16 protein-coding genes are annotated in these 15,163 nt (G+C 71.2%); 4 read left to right on the top strand and 12 right to left on the bottom strand.

Annotated elements, in window-relative coordinates:
- Positions 1–101: 101 nt before the first annotated feature.
- The gene (locus AOK08_RS25450; RefSeq protein ID WP_055530232.1) at positions 102–1,187 is read right to left on the bottom strand and encodes a prephenate dehydrogenase; all 1,086 of its coding nucleotides are present in this window, start codon (positions 1,185–1,187) and stop codon (positions 102–104) included.
- Positions 1,184–1,546 (bottom strand): chorismate mutase, encoded by a 363-nt coding sequence (gene aroH, locus AOK08_RS25445; RefSeq protein WP_055530230.1) that lies wholly within the window; start codon positions 1,544–1,546, stop codon positions 1,184–1,186. Before aroH ends, AOK08_RS25450 begins: the two co-directional genes overlap by 4 nt.
- A gap of 250 nt (positions 1,547–1,796) precedes the next feature.
- On the opposite strand from aroH, the gene AOK08_RS25440 reads away from it, so the two are divergent.
- Genes AOK08_RS25440 through AOK08_RS25425 form a run of 4 tightly spaced genes read left to right on the top strand, consistent with a single transcriptional unit; the run spans position 1,797 to position 4,283 of the window.
- Positions 1,797–2,474, top strand: coding sequence for a hypothetical protein (locus AOK08_RS25440; protein WP_055530228.1), 678 nt, complete (start codon positions 1,797–1,799; stop codon positions 2,472–2,474).
- Between the two features lie 48 nt (positions 2,475–2,522).
- A complete protein-coding gene (locus AOK08_RS25435; RefSeq protein WP_055530226.1) occupies positions 2,523–3,107 on the top strand; it encodes a DUF6529 family protein in 585 nt (194 codons plus the stop codon).
- A complete protein-coding gene (locus AOK08_RS25430) occupies positions 3,104–3,505 on the top strand; it encodes a Rieske (2Fe-2S) protein (RefSeq protein ID WP_055530223.1) in 402 nt (133 codons plus the stop codon). Before AOK08_RS25435 ends, AOK08_RS25430 begins: the two co-directional genes overlap by 4 nt.
- Before the next feature lie 22 nt (positions 3,506–3,527).
- Positions 3,528–4,283 carry a nucleotidyltransferase domain-containing protein gene (locus AOK08_RS25425; RefSeq protein ID WP_055530215.1) on the top strand — a complete coding sequence of 252 codons (756 nt, stop codon included), beginning with the start codon at positions 3,528–3,530 and terminating at the stop codon, positions 4,281–4,283.
- On the opposite strand, the gene AOK08_RS25420 is transcribed toward AOK08_RS25425, so the two are convergent.
- From AOK08_RS25420 to AOK08_RS25375, 10 genes are all read right to left on the bottom strand, one after another.
- Positions 4,209–4,979 carry a nucleotidyltransferase domain-containing protein gene (locus tag AOK08_RS25420; RefSeq protein WP_055530213.1) on the bottom strand — a complete coding sequence of 257 codons (771 nt, stop codon included), beginning with the start codon at positions 4,977–4,979 and terminating at the stop codon, positions 4,209–4,211. The two genes, AOK08_RS25425 and AOK08_RS25420, sit on opposite strands and share 75 nt — an antisense overlap.
- Before the next feature lie 3 nt (positions 4,980–4,982).
- Positions 4,983–6,005 carry an ADP-ribosylglycohydrolase family protein gene (locus AOK08_RS25415; protein ID WP_055530211.1) on the bottom strand — a complete coding sequence of 341 codons (1,023 nt, stop codon included), beginning with the start codon at positions 6,003–6,005 and terminating at the stop codon, positions 4,983–4,985.
- Positions 6,002–6,826, bottom strand: a complete 825-nt coding sequence (locus tag AOK08_RS25410) for an NUDIX hydrolase (protein ID WP_055530209.1) — start codon at positions 6,824–6,826, stop codon at positions 6,002–6,004. Before AOK08_RS25410 ends, AOK08_RS25415 begins: the two co-directional genes overlap by 4 nt.
- 323 nt (positions 6,827–7,149) lie before the next feature.
- The gene (locus AOK08_RS25405; protein WP_055530207.1) at positions 7,150–8,391 is read right to left on the bottom strand and encodes a pseudouridine synthase; all 1,242 of its coding nucleotides are present in this window, start codon (positions 8,389–8,391) and stop codon (positions 7,150–7,152) included.
- Entirely contained in the window at positions 8,391–9,053 is a 663-nt protein-coding gene (gene scpB, locus AOK08_RS25400) for an SMC-Scp complex subunit ScpB (RefSeq protein WP_055530204.1), read from the bottom strand. The genes AOK08_RS25405 and scpB overlap by 1 nt, the downstream gene beginning before the upstream one ends.
- A complete protein-coding gene (locus tag AOK08_RS25395) occupies positions 9,050–10,093 on the bottom strand; it encodes a segregation and condensation protein A (RefSeq protein ID WP_055530202.1) in 1,044 nt (347 codons plus the stop codon). Before AOK08_RS25395 ends, scpB begins: the two co-directional genes overlap by 4 nt.
- Positions 10,094–10,111: 18 nt before the next feature.
- Positions 10,112–10,705 (bottom strand): hypothetical protein, encoded by a 594-nt coding sequence (locus AOK08_RS25390; RefSeq protein ID WP_079054257.1) that lies wholly within the window; start codon positions 10,703–10,705, stop codon positions 10,112–10,114.
- Positions 10,690–11,826 carry a ParA family protein gene (locus AOK08_RS25385; RefSeq protein ID WP_055530198.1) on the bottom strand — a complete coding sequence of 379 codons (1,137 nt, stop codon included), beginning with the start codon at positions 11,824–11,826 and terminating at the stop codon, positions 10,690–10,692. The genes AOK08_RS25390 and AOK08_RS25385 overlap by 16 nt, the downstream gene beginning before the upstream one ends.
- A gap of 434 nt (positions 11,827–12,260) precedes the next feature.
- Complete coding sequence (ald, locus tag AOK08_RS25380; RefSeq protein WP_055530234.1) at positions 12,261–13,376, bottom strand: alanine dehydrogenase; 1,116 nt, start codon at positions 13,374–13,376, stop codon at positions 12,261–12,263.
- A gap of 142 nt (positions 13,377–13,518) precedes the next feature.
- Positions 13,519–15,163: tetratricopeptide repeat protein (locus AOK08_RS25375; protein WP_055530196.1), on the bottom strand; the 1,645-nt coding region annotated here is incomplete at its 5' end.

Below are 15,163 nucleotides of genomic sequence, written 5' to 3'. Positions count from 1 at the left end.
GCCCGTTGGGGGTCCCCCCTCCGGGGGAGATTGAGGACGAGTCCCCTTCAGGGCCGATCGGGGGTCTGGGGGCGGAGCCCCCAGCAACGGCGGCGCACCCCCTACTGCCGGATCGCCCAACCCCGCTCCCGCAGCGCAGCGCTCAGCACGGGCGCCGCCTCCGGCTGCACCATCAACTGCACAAGCCCGGCCTGCTGCCCCGTGGCGTGCTCGATCCGTACGTCCTCGATGTTGACGCCCGCCCGCCCCGCGTCGGCGAAGATCCGGGCGAGCTGGCCGGGCTGGTCGTCGATGAGGACGGCCACGACCTCGTAGACCAGCGGAGCGGACCCGTGCTTGCCGGGCACCCGGACCTGCCCGGCGTTCCCGCGCCGCAGGACGTCCTCGACCCCGGTGACGCCCTCGCGGCGCTTGTCCTCGTCGGAGGACTGAAGGGAGCGCAGGGCCCGGACCGTCTCCTCCAGGTCGGCGGCGACGTCGGTGAGGAGGTCGGCGACCGGCCCGGGGTTGGCGGAGAGGATGTCGATCCACATGCCGGGGTCGGACGCGGCGATGCGGGTCACGTCCCGGATGCCCTGCCCGCACAGCCGTACGGCAGCCTCCTCCGCGTTCTCCAGCCGCGCGGCGACCATGCTGGAGACCAGGTGGGGCATGTGGGAGACGAGGGCCACGGCACGGTCGTGGGCGTCGGCGTCCATGACGACGGGGACGGCCCGGCAGTGCGAGACCAGTTCGAGGGCGAGGTTGAGCACCTCGGTGTCGGTGTCCCGGGTCGGCGTCAGCACCCAGGGGCGGCCCTCGAAGAGGTCGCCGGTCGCGGCCAGCGGGCCGGACTTCTCCCGGCCGGACATGGGGTGCGAGCCGATGTACGAGGTCAGGTCGAGGCCCAGTGCCTCCAGCTCGCGGCGCGGACCGCCCTTGACGCTGGCCACGTCGAGGTAGCCGCGCGCGACACCGCGGCGCATGGCGCCGGCGAGGGTGGCGGCCACGTGCGCGGGCGGTGCGGCGATGATCGCGAGGTCGACGGGCCCCTCGGGCGCCTCGTCCGTACCGGCGCCCAGCGCGGACGCCGTACGGGCCTGCTCGGGGTCGTGGTCGGCGAGGTGGACGACGACGCCGCGTGAGGCGAGGGCGAGCGCGGCGGACGTACCGATGAGGCCCGTGCCGATGACGAGTGCGGTTCTCACTGGGCGATGTCCTTGCGCAGGCCGGCGGCGGCACCGAGGTAGACGTGCGCGATGTCGGCGCGGGGCAGGTCGGACTCGATGTGCGCGAGGAGCCGGACCACGCGTGGCATCGCGCCCTCGATGTCCAGTTCCTGGGCGCAGATCAGCGGTACGTCGACGATGCCGAGCTTGCGGGCCGCGGCGGCCGGGAAGTCGCTGTGCAGGTCGGGGGTGGCCGTGAACCAGACGCTGATCAGGTCGTCCGCGGTGAGGCTGTTGCGTTCCAGGACCGCGGTGAGCAGCTCGCTGACCCGCTCGTCCATGTGCCCGGCCTCGTCCCGATCCAGTTGGACGGCGCCCCGGACCGCTCGTACCGCCACGGTGATGCTCCTCGCTGATCTGCGTTCCGCATGTGGATGTAGATATTGGTACGTCCAGCCTAGTCAGCCCGCACGCAACGGTCGCGCGGCGCCCGCCCGCTGAGACGCGCCCCGCAGCTCGCGTCGGACTTTGTCAATGTCACCCGATTCGCCCCAATCCGCTAGTTGGAGCGCGAACACGCCCGTGCGCCCTGGACGCGGGGGCGGGAGTCCGCTCTCATGGCAGGAAGCTCGCCTCGGGGGAGGCTCGATGAAGCGCACCGGACCGCTTTTCACACTGCTCGCCGGCCTGTTGTTGGCCGTGTTCATGCTGTCGCTCAACTCGACGACCGGGACGAAGCCGGCGTCGACGTCCAAGGCGGACTCACCCGGCTACAAGGTGTCACCGTCCCCGGCCCCCACAGCCTCGAAGGCACCCCCGTCACCCGCGCCCTCGCCCACACCCACGCCCACGAAGGCGCCCGTGCCGAACGCGAACTACGCGGGCCGTACGGACGACGACTCCTCCGCCGTGTCGGTCTCGCTGCGCGACGGCAGGGCGATCGCGTACTTCTGCGACGGCCACGACAAGGAGTCGTGGCTGAAGGGCGCTGTCGAGGGCGACGGTTCCATGAAGCTCAGCGGCGAGGGCGGCTCCGTACTGAACGGCGTCCTCAAGGGCGGGAGCATCCGCGGCACGGTCGACATCGAGGGCGGGCACTACGCCTTCACCGCGGACAGGGCGGTCAAGCCGTCCGGGCTGTGGCGGGCGACCGCGACCGTACGGAACGCCAGGATCGATGGCGGCTGGATCGTGCTGCCGACCGGGAAGCAGGTCGGCATCCTCACCCGCGACGGCAAGCCCTCCCCCGCGCCCCGAATCGACCCGGAGACGGGCACGGTGACCATCGACGGCGAGCGGCTCACGGCCCGCCCGGTCACCCCCTGACACCCCGCTCCCCACCTCCTTGTCCTTACTCCTCACAGGGAGCCGAACATGACCGTGGACCCGAACGCCGCCACCCAGAGTTTCCCGCCGCGCCCGCCTGCCCCCGGCGGCCCGAGCGCCGCCCGCTATCTCGTCCCGGCGCTCGTCGCCGCCGCGGTGGCGGTGGGCCTGGGGGTGTACGGCAAGGTCCACGACCCGCGGGGCACCGCCTTCAACCTGGCCGGGTTCAGCAGCACGGGCGCGGTGAAGTCCTGGCTCGCGACGACGGCGTTCGGCTTCGCGCTCGTCCAGGTCGTGTCGGCGCTGATGATGTACGGGAAGCTGCCGGGCCCGAGCTGGTCGTCGACACTGCACCGCTGGTCGGGGCGGATCGCGTTCCTGGTGGCGGTTCCGGTGGCGGTGCACTGTCTCTACGCTTTCGGATATCAAACCTACGATTCGCGAGTGATGTGGCACTCCCTCCTGGGTTGCTTCTTCTTCGGCGTTTTCAGTGCGAAGATGCTGCTGCTTCGCTGGGACCGGCTGCCCAACTGGCTGCTGCCGGTCGTGGGCGGACTGGTCTTCACCGTCCTGACGGTGCTCTGGCTCACCTCAGCCCTCTGGTTCTTCCGCAACTTCGGAGTGACGACATGACGCAAGGCCCGACGCGACGCACGGTCCTCCTCGTGACGGGCGCGGCGGCCCTCACGGCGGGATGCACCGAGTACGGCGACAAGTCGTCGTCGGTGTCCGCCGGTTCCCCCGGACAGGAGCTGACCACGACGGCCGAGATCCCGGTCGGCGGCGGCAAGATCTTCAAGGACGAGCAGGTCGTGGTGACGCAGCCCAAGGAGGGCGAGTTCAAGGCCTTCACATCGATCTGCACGCACCAGCAGTGCCCCGTGGCCAACGTCAGCGACGGCACCATCAACTGCACCTGCCATGGCAGCAAGTTCCACATCACGGACGGTTCGGTGGCGAACCCGCCGGCCACCCAGCCGCTGGCCGCGAAGAAGATCACGGTGACGGGAAATTCGATCAGCCTGGCGTGAGGTTCCCGCGTACGCTCCCGGAATGCGCCCCCATCCCACCGCCGAAGCCCTGGTCCGCGACCACACGGTCTACGCGTGCGTGATGGGTTCGCGGGCCTTCGGTCTGGCGACGGACGGCAGCGACACGGACCGGCGCGGGGTGTTCCTCGCGCCCACTCCCCTGTTCTGGCGTTTCGAGAAGCCGCCCACGCATGTGGAGGGCCCGGCGGAGGAGCAGTTCAGCTGGGAGCTGGAACGCTTCTGCGCGCTGGCTCTGCGGGCCAACCCGAACATCCTGGAGTGCCTCCACTCCCCTCTCGTGGAGTACGTGGACGACACCGGCCGCGAACTCCTGGCCCTGCGCGGGGCGTTCCTCTCCCGCCAGGCGCACGAGACGTTCGCGCGGTACGCCCTCGGCCAGCACAAGAAGCTGGAGGCCGACATCCGCGTCCACGGCGCCCCGCGCTGGAAGCACGCGATGCATCTGCTGCGCCTCCTGGTGAGCTGCCGCGACCTGCTGCGCACGGGCACGCTGACGATCGACGTCGGCGACGAACGCGAGTCGCTGCTGGCGGTCAAGCGGGGCGAGGTGCCGTGGGCCGAGGTCGAGTCCCGGATGAACCGCCTCGCGGCGGAGGCCGAGGAGGCGTCCCACCGCAGTCCGCTCCCCGGCGAACCGGACCACCGACGCGTCGAGGACTTCCTGATCCGCGCCCGCCGCGCGTCAGCCCGCCAGCCGGACCCGTACGACGAAGTCGTGCAGGGCGTCGTGCGCGGCGGGGGCGTCCGGCAGCCCTGAGGCGGCCTGCGCCTCGTCCAGTACGCGGTGCAGGCGCTCCACATCGCCCGCCACGCGCGCGTGCTCGACCCCGGCCGCCCCGTGCTCCCGCTCGGCCTTGGCCGCGACCAGCTCCGGCAGATACGCGGGCGCCTCGCCGATCTCCCCGACGAGCGTGGGCAGATGAGCCTGGACCCCGCCGCCGCGCATCAGGTGGATACCGGTGAGCAGCACACGGAAGGTGTAGAGCAGCGGCTTGAGTTCACCGCTGTTCTCGAAGAGCCGCCACTGTGTCACCGCGAAGCCCCTGTAATGGTGGGCGTGGTGACTCGTGAGGACTCCGGGGGCGAGTTCGGCGAGTTCCCGGTGCGTGTCGGTCGTGTGCACGACCAGCGGGGACAGCAACTGCTCCAGCACATAGCCGTTGCGGCGCAGCATCAGCCGTACGAACTTGCGCAGATCGTGGGTGACGAGGTCCAGCTCGACACCGTCCCGCACCCACATCCGCGACCGGGTCTCCTCCGGTTCCCGCAGCCCGACGAGATCGGCGGCCGGCAGCAGATGGACGCCCCGGAGGTCCACGTCCGAGTCGCGGGACGGGAAGCCGTAGAGGTGGGCGCCCGAGACGGTGGCGAACAGCACCGGGTCGGGCTGCTCGGCGACCACCGAGGTCAGGTCGAGATCCGGGAGGTCGGCGAGGGCCCGCGCGTCGTTCATCCGTCAAGAGTCCCAGAGCGCGCCCAGTGTCTGCAGGTCACCCCCGTACTCGATGCGGTCGGCCCAGCTGGTCGGCCAGGCGTCGGTGCCGTGGTGAGCGCCGGCGAAGGCGCCCGTCAGGCAGGCGATCGAGTCCGAGTCGCCGGAGGTGCAGGCGGCGCGGCGCAGGGCCGTGAGGGGCTCGCCGGGGAAGAGCAGGAAGCACAGCAGACCGGTCGCCAGGGCCTCTTCGGCAATCCAGCCGGCGCCGGTGGCGAGGCAGGGGTCGTCCTCGGGCGAGGCGGTGCGGACGGCGTACTGGAGCCGGTCCAGGATCGCCAGGCACTCGTCCCAGCCGCGCGCGATGAAGTGCTCGGGGCTGGGATCGTGGCTGTACGTCCACAGGTCGCCCAGCCAGCGGTGGTAGTAGCGGGTGCGGTTCTCGTGCGCGTACGTGCGCAGCAGGGTCACCAGCCCGGCCGGGTCGGCGCCCTGGGCGAGCAGTCGTACGGCGTGCGCGGTGAGGTCGGACGCGGCCAGGGCCGTGGGGTGTCCGTGGGTGAACGCGGCCTGCAACTGGGCGGCTCCCGCGCGCTGTTCGTCGCTCAGGCCCGGGGCCAGGCCCACGGGTGCCACGCGCATGTTGGCGCCGCAGCCCTTGGAGTCGATCTGGCTGGCCTCCTGCCAGGGCAGCCGCTCTTTCTTGAGCAGGTTGCAGGCGACGAGACAGGTGCGGCCGGGCGCCCGGTTGTTGTCCGGCGACTGGAACCAGTTCACGAACTCCTCGCGCACCGGCCGTTCCATCCGCAGCGGGGTGAGCAGCCCCCGGTCCATGGCCGTACGCAGCCCGTGGGCGAGCGCCAGCGTCATCTGGGTGTCGTCGGTGACGATCGCCGGCTTGGGCAGTTCCATCCGCTGCCAGGGGCCGTGCGTGGTGAGGATGGAGGGGATGTCCTTGAACTCGGTCGGGAAGCCCAGGGCGTCACCGAGCGCGAGCCCGATCAACGCCCCACTGGCAGCGCGCTTCCTGACGGTCGTGGTGGTCATGCGGGGCGTCCTTCCGGTGACGGTGTCGAAGCGGAGGTCGTTGGGGAGGGGGACGACGGGGGCGAGGCGGGCGACACCGATGTGCTCGGGCGCAGCAGCGGCGGGTGCAGGGTGTCCGCGGTGCCCGCGCGGTACAGCGCGGCGGGCTTGCCCCGGCCGCCGGTGAGCCGCGCGGCGCCCGGTACGGGTTCGACGAAGCCCGGGGTGGCCAGCACCTTGCGGCGGAAGTTGGGCGGGTCGAGCGCGGTGCCCCAGACGGTCTCGTAGACCTGCCGCAGCTCGCCGAGGGTGAACTCGGGTGGGCAGAAGGCGGTCGCGATGCAGGAGTACTCCAGCTTGGCGCCGATCCTGTCGTGGGCGTCGGCCAGGATGCGGTCGTGGTCGAAGGCGAGCGGCCCGAGCGCGTTGTACCGCAGCCACTGGGCCTGCGCCGCGTCCCCGCCGCCGTGCGGTTCGGGCGCGTCCGGGAGCAGCGCGGCGAAGGCCACGGACACGACCCGCATCCTCGGGTCGCGGTCGGGTTGGCTGTAGGTGCGCAACTGCTCCAGACGGAGCCCGGAAACGTCCGACAGGCCGGTCTCCTCGGCGAGTTCACGCCGGGCCGCCTCTTCCGCCGACTCGTGGGGCAGGACGAACCCGCCGGGCAGCGCCCAGCGGCCGGCGTACGGCTCGTGACCGCGCTCGACGAGCAGCACGTGCAGGGCGCCCGCGCGGAGGGTCAGGACGGCCAGATCGACGGTGACGGCGAAGGGTTCGAAGGCGTACTTGTCGTAGCCCTCGGGGGCCCGGCCCCGTGCCGCTCCGTTCACAGGTGCGGTCATCCCCGCTCTCCCCCGACCACTCTTTATAGTCAACATGACCAATAGTCATACCGACTATAAAGAGCGCGGACCTCCCGCACAACCTTCTTGACGACTCCCATACGCCAAAAGCCCCTCAGCGGCCCCTCAGGCGCCCGGGAGGGGCCTGGAGGCCCGGAGATACCGGGACGGCCGTCGCACCCCCTCCAGCGCGCACGTGAACACGCCGGCGGCCCTCCTGGCAGACAAAAGCGGCCGGTCCCGGAAAAGTTCCGGAACCGGCCGCCCGTACGAGCACCCGAGCAGCGCGAGTGGTCAACCGCGTACCCGAGTACCCGGTGTGCCTACAGATCGACTTCCTTCATCAGCATGCCGACCTCCGTGTTGGACAGGCGGCGCAGCCAGCCCGACTTCTGGTCGCCCAGGGTGATCGGGCCGAAGGAGACGCGCACCAGCTTGTCGACCGGGAAGCCGGCCTCCGCGAGCATGCGGCGCACGATGTGCTTGCGGCCCTCGTGGAGGGTGACCTCCACCAGGTAGTTCTTGCCGGTCTGCTCGACGACGCGGAAGTGGTCCGCACGCGCGTACCCGTCCTCGAGCTGGATGCCGTCCTTGAGCTTCTTGCCCAGGTCGCGCGGGATCGGGCCCACGATGTGCGCGAGGTAGACCTTCTTCACGCCGTACTTGGGGTGCGTCAGGCGGTGTGCCAGCTCGCCGTGGTTGGTGAGCAGGATGACGCCCTCGGTCTCGGTGTCGAGCCGTCCGACGTGGAAGAGGCGCGTCTCGCGGTTCGTCACGTAGTCGCCGAGGCACTGCCGGCCCTCGTTGTCCTCCATCGTGGAGACGACGCCCGCGGGCTTGTTCAGCGAGAAGAACTGGTACGACTGCGTGGCCACCGTCAGCCCGTCGACCTTGATCTCGTCGTTCTCGGGGTCGACACGCAGCCCCTGCTCGACGACGATCTCGCCGTTGACCTCGACGCGCGACTGCTCGATCAGCTCCTCGCAGGACCGCCGGGAACCGTAGCCCGCGCGCGCCAGGATCTTCTGCAGGCGCTCGCCCTCCTGCTCGGCGCCCGGGAAGGTCTTCGGCAGCTGGACGTCCTTCTTGTTGGCGTACCGCTCCCGGTTGCGCTCCTCGGCCCGCGCGTCGTACTCACGGGAGGTGGCCGGCGCCCAGCGCCCGCGTCCGGTGCCGCTGCTGCTCTGACCCTGCCGGGGCCCGCCCTTGGCACCCCCGCGCGCGGAGGCACCGCGCCCGGACTTCGGACCGTCCGGGGTCGCGGCCGGACCTACGTCGTAGCGACGCTCCTCGGGGCGCGGCTTGCTGGGACGCCCTTGGGCCTGGCCCTGACCCGAGCCCTGACCCGAGCCCTGACCACGACCCTGAGCAGGTCCCTGACCGCGCCCCTGACCCGAGCCCTGGCCGCGACCCGCGGCCGGTCCCTGACCACGACCCTGACCCTGGCCACGACCTTGGCCCTGACCCTGGCCCCGCCTGTCGCCCCCGCCGCTGTCGGCGCCGCGAGAGTTACCGCGCCCGCCACCACTCTTGCCGCCACCGCTACCGCTACCGCTGCTTCGCATCAAAATTCCGTCTGGTCGTCTGCGTCGTCTGCACCCGGAGCATCGGGAGCATCCGGATCGAACGACGGAACACCTTCCTGCGTCTCGGCCTCGATCGCGTCCGCCTCCGGAAGGAAGGGTGCGAGCTCCGGGAGTTCGTCCAGGCCTCGCAGGCCCATCCGCTCCAGGAAGTGGTTCGTCGTCGTGTACAGGATCGCACCTGTTTCGGGTTCCGTGCCCGCCTCCTGGACCAGACCGCGCTGCAACAGGGTCCGCATGACCCCGTCGCAGTTGACTCCGCGGACGGCCGAGACCCGGCTGCGGCTGACCGGCTGCCGGTACGCGACGACCGCCAGCGTCTCCAGCGCCGCCTGGGTGAGCCGGGCCTGCTGCCCGTCCAGTACGAAGCCCTCGACGGCCGCCGCGTACTCGGGCCGGGAGTAGAAACGCCAGCCGCCCGCGATGAGCCGCAGCTCGAATCCGCGTCCCTGGACGGTGTACTCGTCGGCCAGCGCGCGCAGGGCGTCCGCGATCTGCCGCCGGGGCCGCTGGAGGATCTTCGCGAGGTGTTCCTCGGTCGCGGGTTCGTCCACGACCATGAGGACGGCCTCCAGGGCGGGCCCGAGATCGAGATCGGCGACGGTCCGCGGCCCCGCCTGCACCTCGTTGGTCTCCTCGCTCACGCCTTCTCGTCCTTCCCTGGCTTCTCCGGCTCCGGCGGCCGGTCGAACTCGTCGGTGACCGTCGGCTCCCGGTCGTCCTCCCCGCCCGTCCAGCGCACCACCAGCTCCCCGAGGGCGGTCTCCTGGTCCAGGGTGACGGCCTTCTCCCGGTACAGCTCCAGCAGGGCCAGGAAGCGCGCGACGACGGTCAGCGTGTCCTCGGTGTCCTCGACGAGGTCCTGGAAGGTGGCCTCGCCGGACTCCCGCAGCCGCGCGACCACGATCCGGGCCTGCTCCTGCACGCTCACCAGGGGCGCGTGGATGTGGTCGACGTACACCTGCGGCCTTGGCTTCGGCTGCATCGCCCGCACGGCGAGCTTGGCGAACCCCTCCGCCCCGATGCTGATCACGACCTCGGGCAGCAGCTCGGCGTGGTGCGGTTCGAGTCCGACGGTACGGGGATAGCGGCGGGCCTCGTCGTCGAGGCGGCGGCTGAGGATGTCGGCGACCTGTTTGTACGCGCGGTACTGGAGCAGCCGCGCGAACAGCAGGTCGCGCGCCTCCAGCAGGGCCAGGTCCGCCTCGTCCTCGACCTCGGCGGCGGGCAGCAGCCGCGCGGCCTTCAGGTCCAACAGGGTGGCCGCGACGACCAGGAACTCGGTCGTCTGGTCGAGGTCCCAGTCCGGCCCCATGGCCCTGATGTGCGCCATGAACTCGTCGGTCACCTTGGAGAGGGCGACCTCGGTGACGTCGAGCCGGTGCCTGGAGATCAACTGGAGGAGGAGATCGAACGGCCCCTCGAAGTTGGCGAGCCGGACCTTGAAGACCCCGTCATCGGGTTCGGGGGCGGAGGCGGGTTCGGAAGCGGGTTCCGGCTCGGGCTCAGGCTCGGGCTCAGATACAGGTTCGAGTCCGGGTTCGGGCTCGGGTTCCGTCGATGGAACCGATGGAACCGATGGAACCGGGGGCTCCGGTGCCGCCGGGGCGCCCGGTCCCCGCCCCAGCACACGCCGACGGCCGGCGGAGCCGGGGGCGGGGGCAGGGGCGTCGTTCGAGGTCATCGCCCTCGCAGGCTACCGCTAGCGCCCGCGCAACCGTCGTACGAGGATGCTCGCGTCCCCACGGGACTCGAGATCCGCGAGGACCACCGCGACCGCCTCGCGCACGATCCGTCCGCGGTCGACCGCGAGGCCGTGCTCGCCCCGAAGCACCAGACGCGCGTGCTCCAGGTCCATCAGTTCCTCGGCGGAGACGTACACCGTGATCTTCTCGTCGTGCCGCTCACGCCCGCTGGGCCGCCGCGAGGGGGCCCGGCCGCGCTTGCGGGACGCCGAGACCGACTGCGGCGACGGCCCCTGCTGCCCGGAGGCAGAACCTTCCTGCTCGCCCGGGCGCCGCACGGGACGCTCCGCTACGGCGCCCCGGCTGCGCGACTCACCGGCGCCCGGCTGGTCCGCGCCGGTGGCGACATGCTCGTCACCGTCGCCGTCACCGCCCTGGACGGGCACCGAGTGCGGCGCGTCGTCCGCGGCGGCCGGGTCGCTCTCCCCGGCGGGACCCGGCACGCGGGGCTCGCCGCCCGGCTGGCGCCTGGGGGTGGACGACTGGAGCGCCATGCCCCCGGTGGTACGGAACAGTTCGTCGGCCCCCGGCAGACTCACTCGGCGTGACACCGGGCGAGCACCTCCCTGGCGAGCTGGCGATAGGCGGCGGCACCGACGGAGTTCGAGGCGTACGTGGTGATCGGCTCGCCGGCGACCGTGGTCTCCGGGAAGCGGACCGTGCGTCCGATGACCGTGTGGTAGACGTGGTCGTCGAAGGCCTCGACCACCCGTGCGAGCACCTCACGGCTGTGCACCGTGCGCGAGTCGTACATCGTGGCGAGGATCCCGTCGAGTTCCAGCTCCGGGTTCAGCCGCTCCTGGACCTTCTCGATGGTCTCCGTCAGCAGGGCGACACCGCGCAGCGCGAAGAACTCGCACTCCAGCGGCACTATCACCTTGTGAGCGGCCGTGAGGGCGTTCACGGTGAGCAGGCCGAGCGAGGGCTGGCAGTCGATCACGATGTAGTCGTAGTCGGCCATGAGCGGCTTCAGGGCGCGCTGGAGCGTCGACTCGCGCGCGACCTCCGAGACCAGCTGCACCTCGGCCGCCGACAGGTCGATGTTGCTCGGCAGCAGGTCCATGTTCGGGACCGCCGTCTTGAGCAGGACCTCGTCCGCGGACATCCCCCGCTCCATGAGCAGGTTGTAGACCGTGAGGTCGAGTTCCATCGGGTTCACGCCGAGGCCCACGGAGAGGGCGCCCTGCGGGTCGAAGTCGACCAGCAGGACCCTGCGTCCGTACTCCGCGAGCGCCGCACCCAGGTTGATGGTCGACGTCGTCTTGCCGACGCCGCCCTTCTGGTTGCACATCGCGACGATCGTCGCGGGCCCGTGACTGGTCAGCGGGCCCGGGATCGGGAAGTACGGCAGCGGGCGTCCGGTGGGACCGATGCGCTCACGGCGCTGACGGGCCGCGTCGGGCGCGAGCGTGGCCGCGTACTCCGGATCGGGCTCGTACTCGGCGTCGGGGTCGTAGAAGTGCCCGTCGGGCAGTTCGTCGTAGTCGGCGAAGTGGTTGTGGACACCGCCACTACCGTCGCCGGCCATGGCGTTCACGTGATGGCCATCCATGCTCATGTGTCCTGGCTGGGTCACCCCGGACATCTGGTGACCCTGATGGGCTGCGAAGGTGCGGACGGCGACGGAGCCGACCGCCGCGAGCCCCGCGGGGCCCGATTCCCGCGCCGGCATTCCTGGTTGACCACCCCCGGGAGTAAATGTCGACTCATTCACAAGTCGTCTTACCTCCTTGGTGACCAGGAAACTTCTCGATAGGTCAGCGTGGCACCATGCCGACGGTTGGCGACTCTATGGCGTGTCGGCCGTTCGCAGCAACACAATCCGCCGGACCGGGCCCGATGTGTCGGCAATGAAACATCCCTCTGTCAAGGGCGTACGACCGTCGCACGGCAGGGCTCACCGGTGCGCGAATCGGTCGAAGCGTTACGTTCGAGGCGAGTTGAACGAGTGTCGCAAAGTGACCATACACACATCCGGCCGGACCTTGTCGGTCAAGGTCCGGCCAGGCGTGGGGCATTGACGAGCCCTGTTGACGTATCGCCTTTTACCCGCCGACGACTTGGTCGTTTAGTCGACCGGGAGCACCCGCGAAGGCGCCGGGAAGGTCAGCCGAGCAGTGTTTCCAACTCGACGTGCTCCAGCCCGTGCGCCTCTGCGACCTCCCGGTAGACGACCTTGCCGTCATGGGTGTTGAGGCCCCGGGCGAGCGCGGGATCGCGGCGCAGCGCGTCCACCCAGCCACGGTCGGCCAGCTCCACGATGTAGGGAAGCGTGGCGTTGGTGAGCGCGTAGGTCGAGGTGTTGGGGACCGCGCCGGGCATGTTGGCGACGCAGTAGACGATCGATCCGTGGACCGGGAAGGTCGGTTCGGCGTGGGTCGTGGGGCGCGAGTCCTCGAAGCAGCCGCCCTGGTCGATCGCGATGTCGACGAGAACGCTGCCCGGCTTCATCCGCGACACCAGTTCGTTGGTGACGAGCTTCGGGGCCTTGGCGCCGGGGATCAGCACGGCGCCGATCACGAGGTCGGCCTCCAGGCAGGCCTTCTCCAGCTCGAAGGCGTTGGAGACGACGGTCTGGATCTTCGTACCGAAGATCCTGTCGGCTTCCTTGAGCTTGTTGAGGTCGCGGTCGAGCAGGGTGACGTGGAAGCCCATGCCGATGGCGATCTGGGCCGCGTTCCAGCCGGAGACGCCGCCGCCGATGACGACGGCCCGGCCGGCCGCCACACCCGGGACACCGCCCGGGAGGACACCACGGCCGCCGTTGGCGCGCATCAGGTGGTAGGCGCCCACCTGCGGGGCGAGCCGGCCGGCCACCTCGGACATCGGCGCGAGCAACGGGAGGGCGCGGCTGGGGAGTTCGACGGTTTCGTACGCGATCGCCGTGGTGCCCGACGCCAGGAGCGCGTCGGTGCACTCCCGGGATGCGGCCAGGTGCAGGTAGGTGAAGAGCGTCTGGTCCTTGCGGAGGCGGTGGTACTCCTCGGCGATGGGCTCCTTGACCTTCAGCAGCAGGTCGGCTGTGGCCCACACCTCGTCGGCCGTGGGCAGGATGCTCGCGCCGGCGGCCACGAACTCCTCGTCCGTGATCGAGGAGCCGACACCGGCGTTCCGCTCGATGACGACCTCATGGCCGTGGCGCACCAGCTCGTGCACACCGGCGGGGGTGATGGCGACGCGGAACTCGTTGTTCTTGACCTCGCGGGGGATGCCGACCTTCACGTCGATCACGGTCCTTGGCTCAGAGGGTGTGGGGCATAGCACTACATACCCGGACGTGCGGGGGCACACCAGGAGACCGCAGGAGAAGGTGCGGTAGAGCCAGTCTAATGAAGGTGTTCTCGGTGTCTAGCCTTTCAATGCATCAATCTTCGAGTGATGTGCTGCGGATTTCGTAGGTGTTAGCACGGTGTTCCAGGTCCGGATCACCTGCGGGGAGTCCCGGCTCGTCCTCCCGGGGGTCCGGTTCGCCGGCCAGCAGCCGCTCGGCGACGCCCCGGTGCAGCCGGGCCGCGGCCGGATCGCCGAGGTGTTCCATCGTGTCCGCCAGCCGCATCTGGAGCGCCCCCTGGAGCCGTACGTCGTCCGCGCGGCGCGCCCACTCCACCGCCTCCTGGCAGGTGCGCAGCGACTCCTCGGGGCGCCCCGCGTACTCCTGGACCCGGGCCAGCTCGCTCAACGCCCGTGCGTGCGCGGCCACATCGCCGTTCTTGCGGTGCCCGGCCACCGCTGCACGCCAGTTGCGCTGCGCCTCGCCGTAGCGGCCCGCGTAGGTGTGCGCGGTGGCGATACGGCCGTACAGCCGGGCGGCGTCCTCGCGCTCGTCGCGCGCCAGGCGCTGGGCGAGCGCGCGCCCGTACCAGTCGGCGGCACGGTCGTGGTCCCCGAGCTCCTGGTGTGCGCCCCCTACGGATTCCATCGCGCGGCCGGTCGCGTACGGGTCGTTCGCCTCGCGTCCGGCGTCCAGGGCGGCCCGGTAGCGGGCCAGCGCGTCGTTCGTACGGCCGGTCCGCGCGTCCAGGTCGGCGAGGTTCAGCAGGGCGGCGGCCCGCTCGCGGGGCAGTTCGCGGCGCTCGGCGACATCGAGGACGAGGCGGTGGATGCCGTACAGATCGGGGGCGGCGGCCTGGGTGCCGATGTGCGCGACCATGGCCTTGACCAGGGCGGACATCAGGCGGCGGGCCAGTGTGTCCAGCTCCCCGTCGGCCACCGCGAGGCGGGCGGCGGCAAGCAGGGCGGGCCGGCGGATCTCCAGCCAGTCCGCCGCCGCCCTCGGGTTCGGGAAGCGCAGCGAGTCGGGCGTGCTCAGGAGCTTCTCGCGGGCCAGCGGGCTGTCGGTCTCGGTGATCGCCCGGCAGGACACCAGCAGCCGCACCGTCCGCTCCAGCATCCGGGCCCGGGCGAGCTGGAGTTCGGCCGGGCGGTCCTGGGACTCCGCGAGGGGGCGCAGGAGGGGCAGCAGGCAGCCGGGGACCTCGTACTGCGGCAGGGGCGACTCCACGGCCGTCAGGAGGCTCAGGGCGACGAAGTCGTCCAGGGTGGCGCGGGCGCCGCCGACCGAGCAGCCGGCCAGCGCCGAGGCGGTCTGCGGGTCGACGAGGCCGCCGGGGGCCAGGGCGAGCAGTCGCAGTATCCGGGCGGCCGGGGCGGGCAGGGAGGCGTACACGAGGCGGAAGACGCGGCTCAGGGCGGTGCCCTCGTCGCTCTCGGCGTGCAGTTGCTTGGCGAGGTCGGAGACGGCGGCCTGGGGCCGGGCCGCGAGCCAGCCGCCGGCCAGCGTGAGCGCGGCGGGCTGTCCCTGGCACACCTCGGCGAGGGCCTCGGCGGAGCGCGGGTCCACGGTGACGCGCACCGCCCCGGTGAAACGCTCCAGCAGTTCCACGGCGGACTTGGTGTCGAGGCCGCCCAGGGTGCACGGGCGGACGTCGGAGATCCCGGTCAGCGGGCCCCCGGAGACGGCGACGGCCAGGCAGTCGGGGTTGTCCGGCAGCAGCGCGTCGACCTGCTCG

It is taken from the genome of Streptomyces graminilatus (assembly GCF_001418565.1).
GTDB classification, from domain to species: Bacteria; Actinomycetota; Actinomycetes; order Streptomycetales; family Streptomycetaceae; genus Streptomyces; species Streptomyces graminilatus.
Note: the sequence above shows the minus strand (reverse complement) of the source record. Positions and strands in the feature narration are given on the sequence as shown.